The organism is Winogradskyella pulchriflava (assembly GCF_042434315.1).
GTDB classification, from domain to species: Bacteria; Bacteroidota; Bacteroidia; order Flavobacteriales; family Flavobacteriaceae; genus Winogradskyella; species Winogradskyella pulchriflava.
Window position 1 is genome coordinate 16,412 of record NZ_JBHLTQ010000019.1, and the last position, 18,076, is coordinate 34,487.

Sequence of the window (18,076 nt, forward strand, 5' to 3'; positions counted from 1 at the left end):
CAAACCTAAACCATATGTTGTAGGTTAAGCTGAGCTTACTTAAGCTCAACCTCAGCTCCAGCTTCTTCTAAAGAAGATTTTAAGCCTTCAGCTTCATCTTTAGAAACACCTTCTTTAATTGTGCTTGGCGCTTCATCTACTAAACCTTTAGCATCTTTTAATCCTAAACCAGTTAATTCCTTAACTAATTTCACTACTGCTAATTTAGAAGCACCAGCTGCCTTAAGGATTACGTCGAATTCAGTTTGCTCTTCACCAGCGTCACCACCAGCAACAGCTCCACCAGCAGCAACAGCTACAGCTGCAGCAGCAGGCTCAATACCGTACTCGTCTTTTAATATAGTTGCTAATTCGTTAACTTCTTTTACTGTTAAGTTAACTAATTGTTCTGCGAAATCTTTTAAATCTGCCATTTTCTATTGTTTTAATGTGTGTTTTTTTATTTAATTTTCTAAGTGTGTACTAGTTGATTATCCTTCTCTTTCGGATAATGTTTTAACAATACCAGCAATTGTTCCTCCACTAGATTTAAGTGCTGAAATAACATTCTTAGCAGGAGATTGTAATAATGTAATAATCTCTCCAAGAAGTTCTTCTTTAGACTTAATATCTACAAGTGTGTCTAATAAATCATCTCCAACATAAATTGCTTCTTCAATGAAAGCACCTTTTAACAAAGGCTTTTCAGATTTTTTACGAAACTCTTTAATTACTTTAGCTGGAGCATTACCAGTTTCAGAATACATTACTGATGTATTTCCTTTTAAAGTCGTTGGTAACTCACCGAAATCTTTTTCCGATGCTTCCATAGCTTTCTCTAAAAGTGTATTCTTTACAACTGCTAACTTGATGTTAGACTTGAAACATGCTCTTCTTAAATTTGAAGTTGTTGCTGCATCTAATCCTGAAATATCTGTTAAATAGATATTAGTATTATCTGCTAATTGAGCAGTCAACTCTTCAATTACTTGGGATTTTTCTTCTCTTGTCATAATATTCTAAGTTTAACTACTATACTATTTTTGTATCAACTGCAATACTTGGGCTCATAGTACTAGACATATATATGCTCTTAACATAAGTCCCTTTGGCCGCAGTTGGCTTTAACTTCATAATTGTAGATAATAATTCTTGGGCGTTTCCAACAATTTTATCTGTACTAAACGATGCCTTACCTATTGGAGCATGTACAATACCAGTCTTATCTACTTTAAAATCTATTTTACCAGCTTTTACTTCTGCAACTGCTTTAGCTACATCCATAGTTACTGTTCCAGTTTTAGGGTTTGGCATAAGACCTCTTGGTCCTAATACTCTACCTAATGGTCCTAACTTACCCATTATGCTTGGCATTGTAACGATAACGTCAACATCTGTCCAACCTTCTTTAATTTTCTGTAAGTATTCATCTAACCCAACATAATCAGCACCTGCTTCTTTAGCTTCTGCTTCTTTATCTGGAGTTACAAGTGCAAGAACCTTCATATCTTTACCTGTACCATGCGGTAACGAAACTACACCACGTACCATTTGATTGGCTTTTCGTGGATCTACACCTAATCTGATTGCTAAATCGACAGAAGCATCAAACTTTGTATATGTAATTTCTTTTAGTAAAGCTGAAGCTTCTTCTAAAGAGTAAATTTTGTTACTATCAACCTTTGCTCTTGCTTCTTTTTGCTTCTTTGTTAATCTTGCCATTTCTAAAAATTTAGTTTGGAGCTTCACCTCCTTTAACAGTGATACCCATCGATCTTGCTGTACCAGCTACCATTTTCATAGCTGATCCAAGTTCAAATGCATTTAAATCTTGCATTTTATCTTCAGCAATCGCTTTAACTTGATCCCAAGTTACTTTTGCTACTTTACGTCGGTTAGGTTCTCCAGATCCTTTCTTTACTTTGGCCGCTTCTAATAATTGTACTGCTGCTGGTGGAGTCTTTATAACAAAGTCAAATGATTTGTCTTTGAAAACAGAGATTACCACAGGTAAAACTTTACCTGGTTTATCTTGGGTTCTAGCATTAAATTGCTTACAGAACTCCATGATATTAACTCCAGCGGCACCTAAAGCGGGTCCTACCGGTGGCGATGGATTCGCAGCACCTCCCCGAACTTGTAGCTTAACTACTTTGTCTATTTCTTTTGCCATTTCTTAATGTTTAGTGCGACTATCTATGTTGGAAGCTTAGACAGAACGCTATCTTTGTTGTAACAATTATTATAACTTTTCTACTTGCATATAGCTCAACTCTAATGGTGTTTTTCTTCCGAAAATCTTAACCATTACTTCAAGCTTACGCTTTTCTTCATTTATTTTTTCGATTGTACCATCAAATCCATTAAATGGTCCATCGATAACTTTTACAGTTTCGCCTTTTGTAAATGGAATTGCAACATTTGCATCAGCTTCAATTGCAAGCTCATCTACTTTACCTAACATTCTATTAACTTCAGATTGTCTTAAAGGCACAGGATCACCACCTTTGGTTTCACCTAAAAAACCAATTACATTAGTAATAGATTTAATAATATGAGGAATCTCGCCACTTAAGTTAGCTTGAATCATTATGTAACCAGGAAAATAAACTTTCTCTTTATTTATTTTCTTTCCGTTGCGTATTTGAATTACTTTTTCTGTTGGCACTAAGACTTGATCTACAAAATCATCTAAACCTAATCTTGAAATTTCATTTTCAATATAGGTTTTGATTTTATTTTCTTGACCACTTACAGCCCTAACAACATACCACTTTTTATCAGACATTCCTCTTATGTAAATTGTTAGTTAATTATCTCAAAATAAGCTTTTACCGCTCTACTAAAAACAGTATCAACACCCCAAATAGCTAATGAAAATATAATTGAAAATACAGCTACAATAACCGTAAGTCTTTGAGCTTCTGGCCAAGGCGTCCATGACACATTGTTCTTTAACTCTTCAAACGATTCTTTTATATATGTTACTAATCCTGCCATTTGATTTATTTTTTATTTCTCAATTTGAAAATATTTTCAATTCAGTTAGAAAATCATTTTCAAATTGTGGGTTTTAACTTGCACGGGTTGAGAGACTCGAACTCCCGACACCTGGTTTTGGAGACCAGTGCTCTACCAACTGAGCTAAACCCGTAAATAATAATCAAGGCATCCCGATATTTCGGGACACCTTAATCAATTATTTAATTTGTATTATTTAGTCTAAAATTTCAGTTACCTGACCAGCACCAACTGTTCTACCACCTTCACGGATAGCGAAACGTAAACCTACGTTCATTGCAATTGGTTGGATTAATTCAACTGTAATTGTTAAGTTGTCACCAGGCATTACCATTTCAACTCCATCAGGAAGCGCAATGTTTCCAGTTACGTCAGTTGTACGTACATAGAACTGAGGACGGTAGTTATTATGGAATGGAGTATGACGTCCACCTTCTTCTTTTTTAAGGATATAAACCTCAGCTTTAAATTTAGCGTGTGGTGTTACAGAACCTGGCTTAGTAATTACCATACCTCTAGAGATTTGAGTTTTCTCAATACCTCTTAATAAGATACCAGCGTTATCACCAGCTTCACCTCTATCTAATATTTGACGGAACATCTCAATACCAGTAATAGTAGAAGTTAATTTCTCAGCACCCATACCAATGATCTCTACTGGATCACCTGTGTTAGCTACACCAGTTTCAATACGACCAGTTGCAACAGTACCACGACCAGTAATAGAGAATACATCTTCAATTGGCATTAAGAAAGGCTTATCCATATCACGAGTTGGCTCTTCAATCCAAGCATCAACTTGATTCATTAATTCCATTACGGTATCCACCCATTTTTGCTCACCGTTAAGTGCACCTAAAGCAGAACCCGCTACTACAGGACCATTATCACCATCGTACTCGTAGAATGATAATAAATCTCTGATTTCCATTTCAACTAATTCTAATAACTCTTCATCATCAACCATATCCACTTTATTCATGAATACAACGATACGAGGAATACCTACCTGACGACCAAGTAAGATATGCTCACGAGTTTGTGGCATAGGACCATCCGTTGCAGCAACAACTAAGATAGCACCATCCATTTGAGCAGCACCAGTAACCATGTTCTTTACGTAATCCGCGTGACCTGGACAGTCAACGTGAGCGTAGTGACGATTAGCTGTTGCATATTCTACGTGAGAAGTATTAATTGTTATACCTCTTTCTTTTTCTTCTGGTGCGTTATCAATTTGATCAAATGATCTTGCTTCAGATAAACCTGCATCAGCTAATACTTTAGTAATAGCAGCAGTTAAAGTTGTTTTACCGTGATCTACGTGTCCAATAGTACCTATGTTAAGGTGTGGTTTTGAACGATCGAAAGTTGCCTTTGCCATGTTTAATTTATTTAATCTTATTTAATATTAGTGTTCAATTGTTTGTTCTAAACTGTAATTATAAAAAAGAGCCAATGACGAGATTTGAACTCGTGACCTCTTCCTTACCAAGGAAACGCTCTACCCCTGAGCTACACCGGCGTAAAGTGTTTAACATCTCATTCACAGTGAGATTTCTGCCTTCGCAGAAAATTAGAGCGGGAGACCGGGTTCGAACCGGCGACATTCAGCTTGGAAGGCTGACGCTCTACCAACTGAGCTACTCCCGCATTTATAATTAAGTTTCCTTAATTAATGGTTTTCAATATTTCAAAGTTTGGATTACTCTGCTGTACCCAATCTTCAATCAACTAAACTTAATTTTTGAAGATTACCTCGCTACGCTCAGTGATCCTGGATTGGTGATCCAATCCAAAGAATTTTTTTAACGCAGTTTCACAAAAGTAAGCTTTTAACAACCGCTTATAAAAATTCTTTGTGGGGAGAGCAGGATTCGAACCTGCGAAGTCGAAAGACAACAGAGTTACAGTCTGTCCTCGTTGGCCGCTTGAGTATCTCCCCAAAAATTTCAAAATTTCAATTTTTAAAACCTAAATTCCAAGCAAAAAACTTAGATTTTAAAGAGCCGATAGAGGGACTCGAACCCACGACCTGCTGATTACAAATCAGCTGCTCTAGCCAGCTGAGCTATATCGGCTTTTTCTTACTTTTTTACCATCGAAAATCGACCATAAAAAAGTCCGCTATTTCTAACGGACTGCAAATGTAATGTTTTATTTTTTTATTCAAAACATTTTTGAAAAAATTTTATCATGTTCTTGCTCTTAATTTCTCTTTTCGCTTTTTTATCTGCCTTTCTAACGAGGCAACAGCTATATCTGCGCCTTCTTCAAATGTCTTACATTGTTTTTTTACAACGAAACTATCACCAGGAACTTTAACCTTTGCTTCAAATACTTTGTTTTCTTTGCCGCTTGTGTTTTCAACCTTCAAATAGACATCTGACTGAATTATTTTATCATAAAACATATCTAACTTATCCATTCTCTTCTGAATAAAATCTATCAGTTTAATATCTGCTGTAAAATTAACGGATTGGGTGTTTACTTTCATATGTTGTTTTTTTAAGTTAAAAAATATAGTACCAAATTTTCTTTAATACCATAAGGTTACTTCTTAGCGTAAATTTCTTGGATGAGATTTTGCATACACTTTTTTTAATTCTGCTATACTATTATGTGTGTATACTTGAGTGGCTGCTAAACTGGTGTGTCCAAGAAGTTCTTTTACTGCATTTAAATCTGCACCTTGATTTAATATGTGTGTTGCAAATGAGTGCCTTAAAACATGAGGACTGCATTTAGCTTTTGAAGATGCTTCACTAAAATACTTATTTATTATTCTGTAAACAAGCATTTCGTAAATTTTAAGACCTTTTTTTGTTAAAAATAAAGTTTGTTTGTCCTCAATGAGGTCTAAATTATTTCTATAATCCAAATAGATTTGTATTGTTTTAATCAATGAGTCTATCAAAGGAATGTAACGTTCTTTATTACGTTTACCTAAAACTTTAAGTTGTTTATTACTAAAATCTATATCCGATATTCTGATATTTACCAGTTCAATACGTCTTATTCCTGTAGCGTAAAAGAGCTCAATAATAAGCTTGTCTCTTGCACTTTCAAAATCATTAACTTCTATTGCATTGTTTAAAACCTGTTTTAATTCATCTTCGGAAAAAGGCATTTGCACCTTCTTACCCACCTTTAAAGCTTTATGTTGTTTTAACGGATTGTTTTGTATATCCTGTATTTTTTGCAAAAACTTATAGTACGAATTTAATGAAGATACTTTTCTATTAATCGTTCTATTAGAAACACCACTATTAACCAACTCCACAATCCATTGTCTAATTTCAGAATAACCTACTTTTTTTACAACTTCTGAATCATGGTTTTCGTTTAAAAACTCTTGAAACATTTCCAAATCGCGAATATATGCCAGCACTGTATGTTTAGAATACTTCTTCTCTAGCAATAAATAGTCTGAAAATGTTTTAAAACTCATATATGTTTATTTGAGGAATCTAAATATAACTAAACACAACTAAAAATATTGAGTTTTAACAAAAAACCCTGCACATAGGCAGGGCATACATTTGTACTATTAATTACTTTACTGACCAGACAGAATAACTCTTCGGTGGTGCTTGTATTTTCACCCACTTTCCAGATTGTGTTGTCGGCTCCCAACCAGAATGACCTGTATAATCTTTTATAACCGTATTAGACCAGTTTGTTTCAACCCATCGCTCTAGCCATGAGTTAGAGTTATTAATGTACACTATAAGGCCAGCATTATTATATCCATTTCTTCTCGCTATATATTCATCTGTATCAGCATGAAGTATATTAGTTGTACCACCTGCAAGATTATTATGTATCCATATTAAATTATTTAACCGTTCTTTATTTAACCATTCTTCGTAGTCTTTATAAAATATACACGGATACCCTTCGTGCGTTAATATATAGGCGTAAGCTAATATTTTATTATTGATAATTTCATCCGTATCGTGGTTGGCAACAAAAGTCACAGCTTTAGATGCGTTTTGCTTCCAAAGCATATTGTCATTAAGAACACTTAAGTTGTTGCCCATAAATGCATCTTTCATTTTATAGTAACATGCAAAATCGAAAGCACTTACTTCTGCAGCACCAGTCCACCAATCTAGGGTTGTCACATTACTATCCCAATACTCACCCACTGAAAAACCACCTACTTCGTTTTTCCAATCTTTAACGACCCAAGGCTCGAATCCTTTTACATAATCAAAACGCCAACCATCAAAACCTATGACATCTCTGTAATATTTAGCCACACTGTTCGGGTTTTTCCATAACCAATCTTGAACATAATTTTGGTGATGGCACAAATCTGGAAAACCACCAAAAGCTCCACTATCATTAGAGTGCACATTGTTTGCATGAAAATCTGTTGCCGAACGATAAAAATTACCAGATAGTGGGTTGAAGTCTGTCCATGTATTGCCGCCAGTATAAGGATTTGCTTCACTAGCACCACCACTGTTGTGGTTGATAACTATATCCGCAATAACACTTAGCCCGTTTTGATGCGCTGTATTAATCATAGTAATTAACTCACTTCTTGAACCAAAACGTGTTTCAACACTTCCCATTTGGTTATACTCACCAAAGTCATAATAATCAAAAGGATCATAACCCATTGAAAAAGGACCATTTTGAGCTTTTGATGCTGGTGGTACCCATATTGCATCTATACCTGCATTGCTCCATGCCGCCACTTTAGAATTTATGGTATTCCACCACGTACCACCAGCCGGAACATCCCAATAAAAGGCTTGCATCATAACTCCTGAACCAATAGGTTTTAATCCATTCTTGGCAATTGAAGTATTTGGTTTTGTTGGAGGATTAGATTGCTGTTCCGAAACAATCTCTTCTTGGCTACAATTAAATAGGAATAACAATAAACATATTACTCCAATAAGTTTTAAATTTTTCATAATGTGTAGTTTTAGTTGTACCTAAAACTACTAGAATATAGATTACAAGCAAAATTTAAAACTTTACGAAAACGTTTTCGTGTTGATAAATTATTAAATTTTTACTACAATTACTGTGAATTATTAAAATTTATATTTAAAAAATTAAAGAATTGATAATCTCTTAAGATAATGCTTACATTTACATGTTAGCCAAATCGGAAACCTAAGTCGCTGGTTTATAAGTTTTTTTATCAATGATAATTTTAGCGAGTATTTCTTTTAATATTTCGGATGTTCCACCTCCAATAGGTCCAAGTCGGCTATCTCTAAATAATCTTGCCAATGGATACTCTTCCATATAACCATAACCACCTAAAAACTGTAAACAGTTGTAAGCAACTTCATCTGACATTTTTGTAGACTTTAATTTAGATATTGTTGCTTCTTCAACTACATAAGCGCCTTTATTTAATTGGTCAGCCACCATATAATTGTAATTTTTGCACAACTGCATATCTGCATGCATATCTACAAATCTATGACGTAATGCCTGATATTTATCTAATGATTTTCCGAATGTGGTTCTTTCGGACATATATTGTAAAGTATATTCTAAAGCATATTCTGCTCTAGCATGCGCATTGATTCCCATGATTAATCTTTCCAAAGCAAAGTGTTGCATTATATAAGGAAATCCTTTTCCCTCTTCGCCCATAAGTTGACTTGCAGGAATCTTAACATTATCAAAAGCAATCTCACCAGTGTCTGAAGCTCTCCAACCTAACTTATCTAATTTAGTTGCGGACACGCCTTTTGTGTTACTATCTACAACAAACATGCTAATGCCTTTGTTACCAAGTTCTGGGTTTGTCTTAGCAGCAACAACCATATAATCACTGTAAACGCCATTGGTTATAAATGTTTTTGATCCATTGATAATATAATGGTCACCATCCTTTACTGCTGTAGTTCTCATACCAGCAACATCACTTCCGCCAAATGGCTCTGTTACACAAAGACATCCTATTTGGTCACCAGCAATACTATCTACCAAATACTTTTCTTTTATAGCTTCGTCACCTTCTTTGTTAAGGTGGGTCATTGCCAAATACGCATGCGCCCACATAGCTGCAGCAAATCCACCAGAATTGATACGTTGTAGCTCTTCCAGAAAAATAACCGTATAAAACAAATCTAAATCAAGTCCACCATACTTTTCAGGGTATGCAAGACCGAAATAACCCATGTCCCCAAATTTTTTCCAGATGAAACGCTCAATATGACCTGTTTCTTCCCATTTCTCAATATGCGGCACGACCTCTTTTTGTAAAAAATCTCTTAGGCTTTCCCTAAATAATTGGTGCTCTTCAGTAAAATATAAATTAGACATGTATTGTTGTTTATTATAGATGCAAATATAGCTTAATTATCTCTATCTTTCTTATTGGAAAATCTTCAACTTTTGTTAATTCATCTAAAGATTTAAAGCCATCTCTGAGCGACCGTTCTTCAATAATATTATTGGCTATTTCATAATCAATATACTGAATCATTACTAGTTCATCTCTTGTTGCGGTATTGAGATTATATTTTTTAGTAGCTCTTGGTGTTTTAACAGTAAAATCATTTTTAATACGCTCAATGACTTCAGGTTCTAAACCCCAAATTTCTGAAAGTTCTACATCAGCTATAAAACCTCCTTTATGTTTGTTTCGATATTTAATGATACGTTCTGAAAGCTTCTCACCGACTCCATAAACCTTTTGTAATTGTGCTAATGTAGCAGTATTTAAATCTATTTTTTGCGCATACGTTTTTGGTGAATTGGAGTTGGAATTTGAATACGTATTCCTGTAAGAATTTGATTTGGGTTTTGGATTGGTAACCCAATCTGGAAATTTAAAATATGGAGATATTGTTGCTAATAATGAATCGGATACTTTAGTAATTTTTTGAAATTCTTTAGCCGAATTAACCCATTGATTACTTTCCCTAAACTTATGAAGTCTATCAATTTCCTCATTAGACATACCTAAGGTATAGCCTTTATAATCTGTAATATAATTAGGGTTGAATGGATAGATTTTTGGTTTTGAATTTTCAAGCTCTACAAGTCTAAGAGAATCTAATTCATTTCTAAAATCATTAAGCTCCTCTTGGTTTGAAGACACTTCAGCTTTTGAAAAATCAACAAAATAGTAAACACATTGTAAGACAACTATGATTAATAGTAATAAAAAAATCCCACTCCGTTGTTGATTTGAAAACTGGAAATGAGATTTCATATTGAAAAACTTTGAATTTTACTTTAGGCTTTTTTCACCTTTATAGCATTCATATATTTTTTAAGCTCTTCTTTTACTTTTGGTGCCAATAGGACTAATCCAACCATATTTGGAACCATCATGGCAAATACCATGGCATCAGAGAAACCAATAACAGAATCTAAACTAGCTGCAGCACCAATAATTACGAAAATACAGAAAATCACTTTATAGGTATATTCAGTTTTTTTGGATCTTCCAAACAAATATGTCCATCCTTGGAAACCATAATATGACCAAGAAATCATAGAACTAAATGCAAATAATACAACCGCAACAGTTAATACATAAGGGAACCAAGAAATTGAAGATTCAAAAGCACTAGATGTTAATAAGATTGCTTGTGCATCATTAGCTGGTGGGTTTAAAGGATCTACAAACCCAGTGATAATTAACACCAGAGCTGTCATTGTACAAACCACAACAGTATCAATAAAAGGTTCTAATAAAGCTACCATACCTTCACTTGCTGCATATTTTGTTTTAACAGCTGAATGTGCAATAGAAGCCGATCCAATACCTGCTTCATTAGAGAATGCCGCACGTCTAAATCCTTGAATTAAAACACCAACAGCTCCACCTGCGATACCTTCAGGACTAAAAGCTCCATTCCATATCGCTGCAAAAGCACTACCAATCATATCGTATTTAGCAAAAATTACAAATAAAGAAGCTGCTACATAAATAGCCACCATAAATGGCACAATTTTATCTGTTACTTTAGCTATTTTTTTAATTCCACCAATAATTACAATACCAACGAGTATTGCCATAACCAAGCCAAATGCCCAACCATAACCATTTAGAAAAGATTGTTCGCCGCCTGAAATATTCTCAACTAATTGAAAAGCTTGATTAACCTGAAACATGTTTCCACCTCCAAAGGATCCTCCAATGACGAATATGGCAAACAATACAGCTAAAACTTTACCTAAACCACCCATTCCTTTGGATTTGAGTCCTTTAGTTAAATAGTACATTGGTCCACCATACACAGTTCCATCTTCAGAAATATCTCTATATTTTACACCAAGTGTACACTCAACGAATTTTGAAGCCATACCTAAAAATCCAGCTATGATCATCCAGAACGTTGCTCCTGCTCCACCAATAGAAACAGCAATTGCAACACCTGCTATATTACCCAAACCTACTGTAGCTGATAAAGCTGCTGTTAAAGCTTGAAAATGCGAAACTTCACCTTCATGATCCTCTACAGCTATAGTTTCTCTTATATCACCTCCTGGAGTTGCATCACCTGCAGCAACTAGCGACTCATGATGGTCTAGACCATCATACTTTCCACGAACAATATTTACAGAAGTAAAAAAGCCTCTAAAATTGATAAAATTGAAGTAAAATGTGAAATAAACCGCACCTAAAATCAACGGAAATAATACCCAATAAACACTAACAGAATCTGAAAATGGTATTTGATAAAAGACCGCTTCAACAAACCATCCGGTTGCCGCACCAAACTTTTCATCAATAATTTCGTCAATGCCTTTCTCAGCCTCTTGTGCAAAATTAAGTAGTGGTAGTATAAGTGTAAAAATTGATAGAAGATATTTCTTCATAAAGAGTAGTTATTAGTTAGTTTTTAGTATTAAAGGTGACAAGATGCTAAAAATTTTTGAGTTTTTAAAGCATCAGACGTTAAAATGGATATATGGCTTAAGCTATATTAAATTCAGAGTTTAATTTTTGAATTTGTTCTGGCCTACCTAAAACAATGATTTTAGAACCAGAAACAAGTTTAGTATCTGCTTCAGGATTAACAATATACTCACCCTTATCATCTTTAAAACCAATTACTGTGCAACCGGTTTTTTTACGCAAGTCTAAATCCCTAATTGTTTTTTCTTCTGAGACATTATAAAGCTGCTCCACTTTTACCTCTTCTATATTAATATTGCGTTCTCCAACAATACCTAAATTATCAATAAACTCAACTAAATCTGGAACAACCACCAATGAAGCCATATGATCTCCTCCAATTCTATCTGGTAAAATAACATTGTTTGCTCCTGCTAATTTTAGCTTCTCATAAGAAGTTTCTTGTGAGGCTCTACTGATTATAGTCATTTTCTTATTTATTTGCCTTGCCGATAGCACCACAAACAAATTATCTGCATCACTAGGTAGTGCAGAGATTAATGTACTAGCACGCTCAATACCAGCTTCAAAAAGCACTTCGTCTTCGTTAGCATTTCCGAACACAAAAGGAATTCCTTCTTCTTGAAACTTTTCTATGATATCCTTATCTCGTTCAATAATGACAAAAGGCTTATTATACGCCAACAATTTTTGTGCAGCTTGTTTTCCGTTTCGACCGTAACCACATATAATTATGTGATTAGACATGGCATCAATTTTCTTTTGCATCTTGCGTTGTTTTATGTCTTCAAAATGATTTTTACTTAAAATATATTCTGTAATAATGGATATGGCATAACCAACAATAACTACACTGGCCAATATTAAAAATATGGTGAATATTTTAGCTTTGGTATCTAACGGATTAACTTCTGCAAAACCAACTGTAGTGATGGTGATGACCGTCATGTAAATAGCATCTATCCAACTATAATGTGAAATAAATTTATAGCCAATAACACCTATACATAATACTAAAAAAAGTAATACGAAAGCCGTATATATTTTGGACCTGAAAAGTCTTATTAGTGGATTGTTCATAGTTATAAGTCGAAAACCGAAGAACGTTTGGTATAAATAATATCTTTAATTCGTATCCAAAACGCCAAGAACAAATATAGCGCAAAGCCAAAACCAACAGTCACAAATGTGAGGTACATAAAAGATGTTCTCACGATTTTTGCTCTAATACCTAAACGGTCTGCAATACGCTGACAAACGTAGTAACCTCGTTTTTGAAAATAAAGTAGTAGCTTGTAGAACCAATTCATACCGCAATTTACTTAATTTTTAACGATTAAGCTATTGCCTATAGCACATTGCAAGCATTTATTTTTACTGCAATAATTTTGCTTTAATTGTAATAGTGCTTGTGAGTTTAGCGCATTATTATCCAAAGATTTTAATTCAAAAAACTTAGAAACTATACTGTTTTTCTCTAAATTTACTTGTTTGATAAAATTAAACACATGATCTTCAACAGGTTTACCTAATGACCTAGCATAACTGAATTGTATTGGAATTATGGTATTAATAATCAATAAGTCTATAAACGATTTTGTAAGCTCTTTTTTTACAGGCTTTGAGGTCTTAGAAAAAGTATAATGTGTTTTCCAAAACTCTGAAGTTTCTATATTAAATATTCTATAAATATCTTCTTTAGATACAACTGAAACAACCTCCGAAAACAAATTGTTATGTGTGTTATACAGTTTTGCTAATTGCGATAACCTAATCGTAGGAAAATTTGGTGGTCTTAGCCTAAAAAACTGTAAAGGCAATACACCTCTATTATTTAGTTTAAATTTTTGCTTTAAAAACTGGTAACGTTTCTGAAGATTGGTGTAATATACATCTTGCACGTCATCATGAAGCAAATCTGCCTGTCCAAAAAACAGTGCTTCTAAATCCAGAACATTAGTCCGAAGTTTTCTTACAATAGGAAAATCAAATGAATTAGCTAAACTTAAAAATGACTCACCATTAACTTTAAGTCCAAAATTTTTAGTAAGCATTTTGAACAACACAGCTTCCCAATCATTGTTTGATAGTTTTAACAATTGTTGAATGTCTTTAGATTTTCGTTCTAAACGTTCTATATACAAACGCTCTAACCAGTTATTAAGCAAAAAATCGCCCACCTCATGGAAATTGGTTTCACAATTAATCCAAGATTTAGATTGCATTAATTTTTGATAGTTATGTAGTAGAGTGATATCTACAAAGTGTTTTAACTCTAAAGTCGGAATTTCTGAATTATCATTCCTGAATATTTCGGTATCATGCTCCCATACTACATGCAAAATAACATTGTCGTACGCTTTATCTATTTCATGATTATGAACATACCAATCTGATGATTTTATATGAATTTCAACATTACCAGCCCAAAGTTGGTCTGCAATACTTATTTGTGCATTAAAAAAATCTGGACCAGCATTATAATTATGCTGACCGAGCTGCTTTATGGCTATAACTTCACTATTAGTTGTTTTTAAATTTGAAGTATTAAAAGCTTTATGTTTCCAGATGTAATGAAGGAAATCTTCTTGCATGCTTCTAAAATAGAAATCTTAGTTAAAAAAATTGGCAAATTCATAAAAAAATTACGTAGTACTACGTACAAAAATGCTGCAATATTATTTTTAACTTGTAGCAAATTATAACGCTATCATTATGAGGTACTTTGCTTTAAAGAACGATTTTCCAGAGCTAGAAGAACGTCAACGTGTCATTAAGCGATTGACGAGTCTTAAAGAAGATTTAGACGATAAAATTCCCGAAAAAATCTTTAATGAAAATGTACTCATTGCAACATGGAACATTAGAGATTTTGATTCTAATCAATATGGTTATGGTCCTCGTACCAAAGAAGCTTTTTTCTATATGTCCGAGATTATTTCGAGTTTTGATTTAGTAGCCATACAAGAAGTTAATGAGAATCTCTTTGCTTTTAACCGTCTAATGTATGTTATGGGAGATCAATGGGATTACATAATGACAGACGTTACTGAAGGTAACTCTGGCAATGGTGAGCGTATGGCCTATATTTATGATACAAATAGAGTTTCGTTTAAAAAAGTAGCTGGCGAGATAGTTTTAACAAAAAGTAATCTTATAAATGGCGAAAAGCAATTTGCGCGTACTCCATATTTGGTTGCTTTTCAGTCTGGTTGGTTTAACTTTAAGCTATGTACCGTACATATTTATTTTGGCTCGGATTCTGGTGAAAAATTAAAACAACGTATAGAAGAAATAGATGCCATAGCCAACAATATTAAAAAACGTGCAAAGCGCTATGATGAAAACCTTATTTTACTTGGTGATTTTAATATATATAGTCCTGAACATAAGACTATGAAAGCCTTAAAAAAACATGGTTTTGTAATCCCAAAAGGCATTGAAGATCATCCTTCTAATATGTATCAGACCAAGCATTATGACCAAATTGCATTTATGGAGAAAAAAGGAGAAGTTATTTATGGAGATCAAGATAACAGTGCTGGCGCTTACAATTATTACAACAGAGTATTTAGCACGCGTCAATTTAAAGATTACCAAGCGATTGTTCTAGTAAATTTAAATGACAAACTAAAACAGCAACAAGAAAAACTAGCCAAAGAAAATGATGCTGAGAAAAAAGTAAAAATACAGAAGGCCATCGATAATTTTAAAGCCATTATTGCGAGCGAAGCCAAACAAAAAGACTATTATAAAAAAGAATGGCGCACCTTTCAACTTAGTGACCACTTACCGATGTGGACGGAACTAAAGATTAATTTTAGTTTGAGTTATTTGGAAAAGATAAAGAATGAGTAGTAACAAAAACTACTCAATATAACCCATATCACGCATCCAATCGTCATTAAACATTTTACCGACATATCGACTACCATGATCGTGATATAAAACTACTACTACATCATCAGGTTTAAAATGCTCTTTTAGTTGCAAAACACCTTTTATTGCTGCTCCAGCGGAATTTCCTAAAAACATACCTTCGTCTTTAGCTAATTTTTGTGTGTAAACTGCAGCATCCTTATCTGTGACTTTGGTAAACCCATCAATAATGCTAAAATCTACATTCTCTGGTAGAATATCCTCTCCAATACCTTCGGTAACATAAGGATATATTTCGTTTTCATCAAAAACACCTGTTTCATGATATTTTTTAAATACGGAACCGTAGGTATCAACTCCCCAAACCTTAATATTAGGGTTTTGCTCTTTTAAGTACTTCCCTACTCCAGAAATGGTTCCACCAGTACCAACACCAACAACAAAATGAGTCACCTTACCTTCCGTTTGCTTCCAAATTTCTGGACCTGTACTTAAATAGTGTGCTTTTGCATTACTTGGATTATCATATTGATTTACGTACCAAGAGTTTGGAGTTTCTTCTCCCAATCGTTTAGAAACAGAATAATAACTACGAGGATCTGTTGGTTCTACATCAGTTGGACATACCACAACCTCTGCACCAACTGCTCTAAGAATATCCATTTTTTCCTTAGACTGCTTATCGCTAATAACAAAAATACATTTGTAACCTTTTATAATAGCCGCTAGTGCTAATCCCATTCCTGTGTTTCCAGAAGTTCCTTCAATGATTGTTCCGCCTGGTTTTAAGCGTCCATCAGCTTCTGCATCTTCAATCATCTGCAATGCCATACGGTCTTTTACAGAGTTTCCTGGGTTAAACGTTTCGTATTTTGCTAGTACTAAACAAGGTAAGTCCTCCACTAGTTTGTTCATTTTTACTAACGGTGTATTTCCTATTGTACCTAATATATTTTCAGCGTAGTCCATAATGTAATTTTGCGTTGCAAATTTAAGTATAAAGTAATAAGTAGAAAGTTAAAAGTCAGTTATGTTTTTTTAGTCATTAATTAGAAAAAATATAGTTCGGCAAAACTTATTACTGACAATCGACACCTAATGGCTGGAAATTAATCGAACCGAATGGCTTTAACTGGCGAAATCTTAGAAATAATTATTGAAGGTATTAAGAGCATCAACAAACAGGCTATAAACGTACCAATATTTAATAATAAAATATAATCCAAACTTATATAAACTGGTGCTTCACTTACATAATAAGTATCTGGATTTAAGGGAAATAGTTTAAAATACTTTTGGGCAAATAATATGCCTAACCCTATAATATTTCCCCAAAGCAATCCCAAACCTATTAAATAAGATGCATTGTAAAGAAATACTTTTCTTATTGACCAGTTAGAACTACCTAAAGCCTTAAGAACACCTATCATTGTAGTGCGTTCCAAAATAAGAACTAATAGCGCAGTAATCATATTAATACCAGCAACAATAATCATAATAGCAATAATACCATACGTGTTATTGTCAAAAATTTTAATCCACTCAAAAACGGTGTAATACTTTTTATCGACTGGTGTGGCATTTAACAAAGACGGAGTTTCTTTAAATACTTCTTTATATTTTTCATCTATGGCTGAAAAATCCTCTATAAAAATTTCGAAACTACCAATCTCGTCTTCTTTCCATTTATTAAGTCTTTGGATGTGTCGCAAATCTGCAATACAAAACTTCTCATCCAATTCTTGAAAACCCGAATTATAAATACCTACTATCTCGTAATTAATAATTCGTGGCATCTTATCTAAGCTTTCTGTAAATAAGGTTTGAAATTTATCACCAAGCTTAAACTCAAGTCGATTAGCCAAATAACTAGAAATTAAAATTTCTTCATTACGCTTACCTGTAAAATCTGGCACACGTCCTTCAACTAAAAATTCTTCAAAATATTCCCAATTATAATCAGCACCAACACCTTTTACAACAACACCTTCAAAATCAGTCTCTGTTCTAATCACAGCAAATTTGGTAGCAACACCTTGTATATGTTTAATGCCTTCCACCGTTTTAAACTCAGGATAAAAATCTTGTTTTAAAGAAATAGGCACTTGTGACTCATCTGACGCATTGGTATCGTAGTTGGTAATTTCTATATGACCATTAAAAGCCACGACCTTGTCTCTAATTTTTTGTTGCAAACCAAAACCTGTAGCAATAGCAATAAGCATTACAATAATGCCAATAGCAATTGCGGCAATACCAATTTTAATTATTGGTGCCGAAACACTACTTTTATACGCTTTATTGCCAATAATGCGTTTAGCTATAAACAACTCAAAATTCAAA

The 18,076-nt window shown here is 33.8% G+C and carries 19 protein-coding genes and 5 tRNA genes; 1 reads left to right on the forward strand and 23 read right to left on the reverse strand.

The window, feature by feature from the left end; genetic code table 11:
• Window positions 1–35: 35 nt before the first annotated feature.
• From rplL to ACFFGA_RS15435, 21 genes are all read right to left on the reverse strand, one after another.
• On the reverse strand, window positions 36–413 hold the full coding sequence (gene rplL, locus ACFFGA_RS15335) for a 50S ribosomal protein L7/L12 (RefSeq protein WP_386065382.1): 378 nt from the start codon (window positions 411–413) through the stop codon (window positions 36–38).
• 57 nt (window positions 414–470) lie between these two features.
• The gene (gene rplJ, locus ACFFGA_RS15340; RefSeq protein ID WP_386065384.1) at window positions 471–992 is read right to left on the reverse strand and encodes a 50S ribosomal protein L10; all 522 of its coding nucleotides are present in this window, start codon (window positions 990–992) and stop codon (window positions 471–473) included.
• 19 nt (window positions 993–1,011) lie between these two features.
• Window positions 1,012–1,701, reverse strand: a complete 690-nt coding sequence (gene rplA, locus ACFFGA_RS15345) for a 50S ribosomal protein L1 (protein WP_386065386.1) — start codon at window positions 1,699–1,701, stop codon at window positions 1,012–1,014.
• Between the two features lie 10 nt (window positions 1,702–1,711).
• Window positions 1,712–2,152 carry a 50S ribosomal protein L11 gene (gene rplK, locus ACFFGA_RS15350; RefSeq protein ID WP_386065388.1) on the reverse strand — a complete coding sequence of 147 codons (441 nt, stop codon included), beginning with the start codon at window positions 2,150–2,152 and terminating at the stop codon, window positions 1,712–1,714.
• Between the two features lie 69 nt (window positions 2,153–2,221).
• Complete coding sequence (gene nusG, locus ACFFGA_RS15355; RefSeq protein ID WP_218547527.1) at window positions 2,222–2,767, reverse strand: transcription termination/antitermination protein NusG; 546 nt, start codon at window positions 2,765–2,767, stop codon at window positions 2,222–2,224.
• Between the two features lie 17 nt (window positions 2,768–2,784).
• A complete protein-coding gene (gene secE, locus ACFFGA_RS15360) occupies window positions 2,785–2,979 on the reverse strand; it encodes a preprotein translocase subunit SecE (RefSeq protein ID WP_386065391.1) in 195 nt (64 codons plus the stop codon).
• An 81-nt stretch (window positions 2,980–3,060) separates the two neighbouring features.
• Window positions 3,061–3,133: transfer RNA gene (locus tag ACFFGA_RS15365), tRNA-Trp, on the reverse strand.
• Between the two features lie 63 nt (window positions 3,134–3,196).
• Window positions 3,197–4,384 carry an elongation factor Tu gene (gene tuf, locus ACFFGA_RS15370; RefSeq protein WP_386065393.1) on the reverse strand — a complete coding sequence of 396 codons (1,188 nt, stop codon included), beginning with the start codon at window positions 4,382–4,384 and terminating at the stop codon, window positions 3,197–3,199.
• Between the two features lie 69 nt (window positions 4,385–4,453).
• Window positions 4,454–4,525, reverse strand: a tRNA-Thr gene (locus ACFFGA_RS15375).
• Between the two features lie 55 nt (window positions 4,526–4,580).
• A tRNA-Gly gene (locus ACFFGA_RS15380) sits at window positions 4,581–4,653 on the reverse strand.
• Window positions 4,654–4,862: 209 nt separating this feature from the next.
• A tRNA-Tyr gene (locus ACFFGA_RS15385) sits at window positions 4,863–4,945 on the reverse strand.
• A gap of 62 nt (window positions 4,946–5,007) precedes the next feature.
• Window positions 5,008–5,081, reverse strand: a tRNA-Thr gene (locus ACFFGA_RS15390).
• A 113-nt stretch (window positions 5,082–5,194) separates the two neighbouring features.
• Entirely contained in the window at window positions 5,195–5,497 is a 303-nt protein-coding gene (locus tag ACFFGA_RS15395) for an HPF/RaiA family ribosome-associated protein (RefSeq protein ID WP_386065395.1), read from the reverse strand.
• 63 nt (window positions 5,498–5,560) lie between these two features.
• Entirely contained in the window at window positions 5,561–6,451 is an 891-nt protein-coding gene (locus ACFFGA_RS15400; RefSeq protein WP_386065397.1) for a phage lytic cycle repressor MrpR family protein, read from the reverse strand.
• A 103-nt stretch (window positions 6,452–6,554) separates the two neighbouring features.
• Window positions 6,555–7,931, reverse strand: a complete 1,377-nt coding sequence (locus ACFFGA_RS15405) for an alpha-amylase (protein ID WP_386065399.1) — start codon at window positions 7,929–7,931, stop codon at window positions 6,555–6,557.
• A gap of 205 nt (window positions 7,932–8,136) precedes the next feature.
• On the reverse strand, window positions 8,137–9,303 hold the full coding sequence (locus ACFFGA_RS15410; protein WP_386065401.1) for an acyl-CoA dehydrogenase family protein: 1,167 nt from the start codon (window positions 9,301–9,303) through the stop codon (window positions 8,137–8,139).
• A gap of 13 nt (window positions 9,304–9,316) precedes the next feature.
• Window positions 9,317–10,198 carry a ComEA family DNA-binding protein gene (locus ACFFGA_RS15415; protein ID WP_386065403.1) on the reverse strand — a complete coding sequence of 294 codons (882 nt, stop codon included), beginning with the start codon at window positions 10,196–10,198 and terminating at the stop codon, window positions 9,317–9,319.
• 23 nt (window positions 10,199–10,221) lie between these two features.
• Window positions 10,222–11,814, reverse strand: a complete 1,593-nt coding sequence (locus tag ACFFGA_RS15420; RefSeq protein ID WP_386065405.1) for an alanine/glycine:cation symporter family protein — start codon at window positions 11,812–11,814, stop codon at window positions 10,222–10,224.
• Between the two features lie 97 nt (window positions 11,815–11,911).
• Window positions 11,912–12,934: a potassium channel family protein gene (locus ACFFGA_RS15425; RefSeq protein WP_386065407.1), complete on the reverse strand. Its 1,023-nt coding sequence runs from the start codon at window positions 12,932–12,934 to the stop codon at window positions 11,912–11,914.
• A 2-nt stretch (window positions 12,935–12,936) separates the two neighbouring features.
• Entirely contained in the window at window positions 12,937–13,164 is a 228-nt protein-coding gene (locus ACFFGA_RS15430) for a PspC domain-containing protein (RefSeq protein ID WP_386065409.1), read from the reverse strand.
• Between the two features lie 12 nt (window positions 13,165–13,176).
• Window positions 13,177–14,448 carry a DUF2851 family protein gene (locus ACFFGA_RS15435; protein WP_386065411.1) on the reverse strand — a complete coding sequence of 424 codons (1,272 nt, stop codon included), beginning with the start codon at window positions 14,446–14,448 and terminating at the stop codon, window positions 13,177–13,179.
• Window positions 14,449–14,569: 121 nt separating this feature from the next.
• Between ACFFGA_RS15435 and ACFFGA_RS15440 the strand changes: the two genes are divergently transcribed.
• Window positions 14,570–15,712 carry an endonuclease/exonuclease/phosphatase family protein gene (locus tag ACFFGA_RS15440; protein WP_386065413.1) on the forward strand — a complete coding sequence of 381 codons (1,143 nt, stop codon included), beginning with the start codon at window positions 14,570–14,572 and terminating at the stop codon, window positions 15,710–15,712.
• A 9-nt stretch (window positions 15,713–15,721) separates the two neighbouring features.
• Here ACFFGA_RS15440 and ACFFGA_RS15445 read toward each other — a convergent pair whose 3' ends face one another.
• Complete coding sequence (locus ACFFGA_RS15445; protein WP_386065415.1) at window positions 15,722–16,702, reverse strand: PLP-dependent cysteine synthase family protein; 981 nt, start codon at window positions 16,700–16,702, stop codon at window positions 15,722–15,724.
• Between the two features lie 140 nt (window positions 16,703–16,842).
• A complete protein-coding gene (locus tag ACFFGA_RS15450) occupies window positions 16,843–18,075 on the reverse strand; it encodes an ABC transporter permease (RefSeq protein WP_386065417.1) in 1,233 nt (410 codons plus the stop codon).
• Between the last annotated feature and the right edge of the window lies 1 nt (window position 18,076).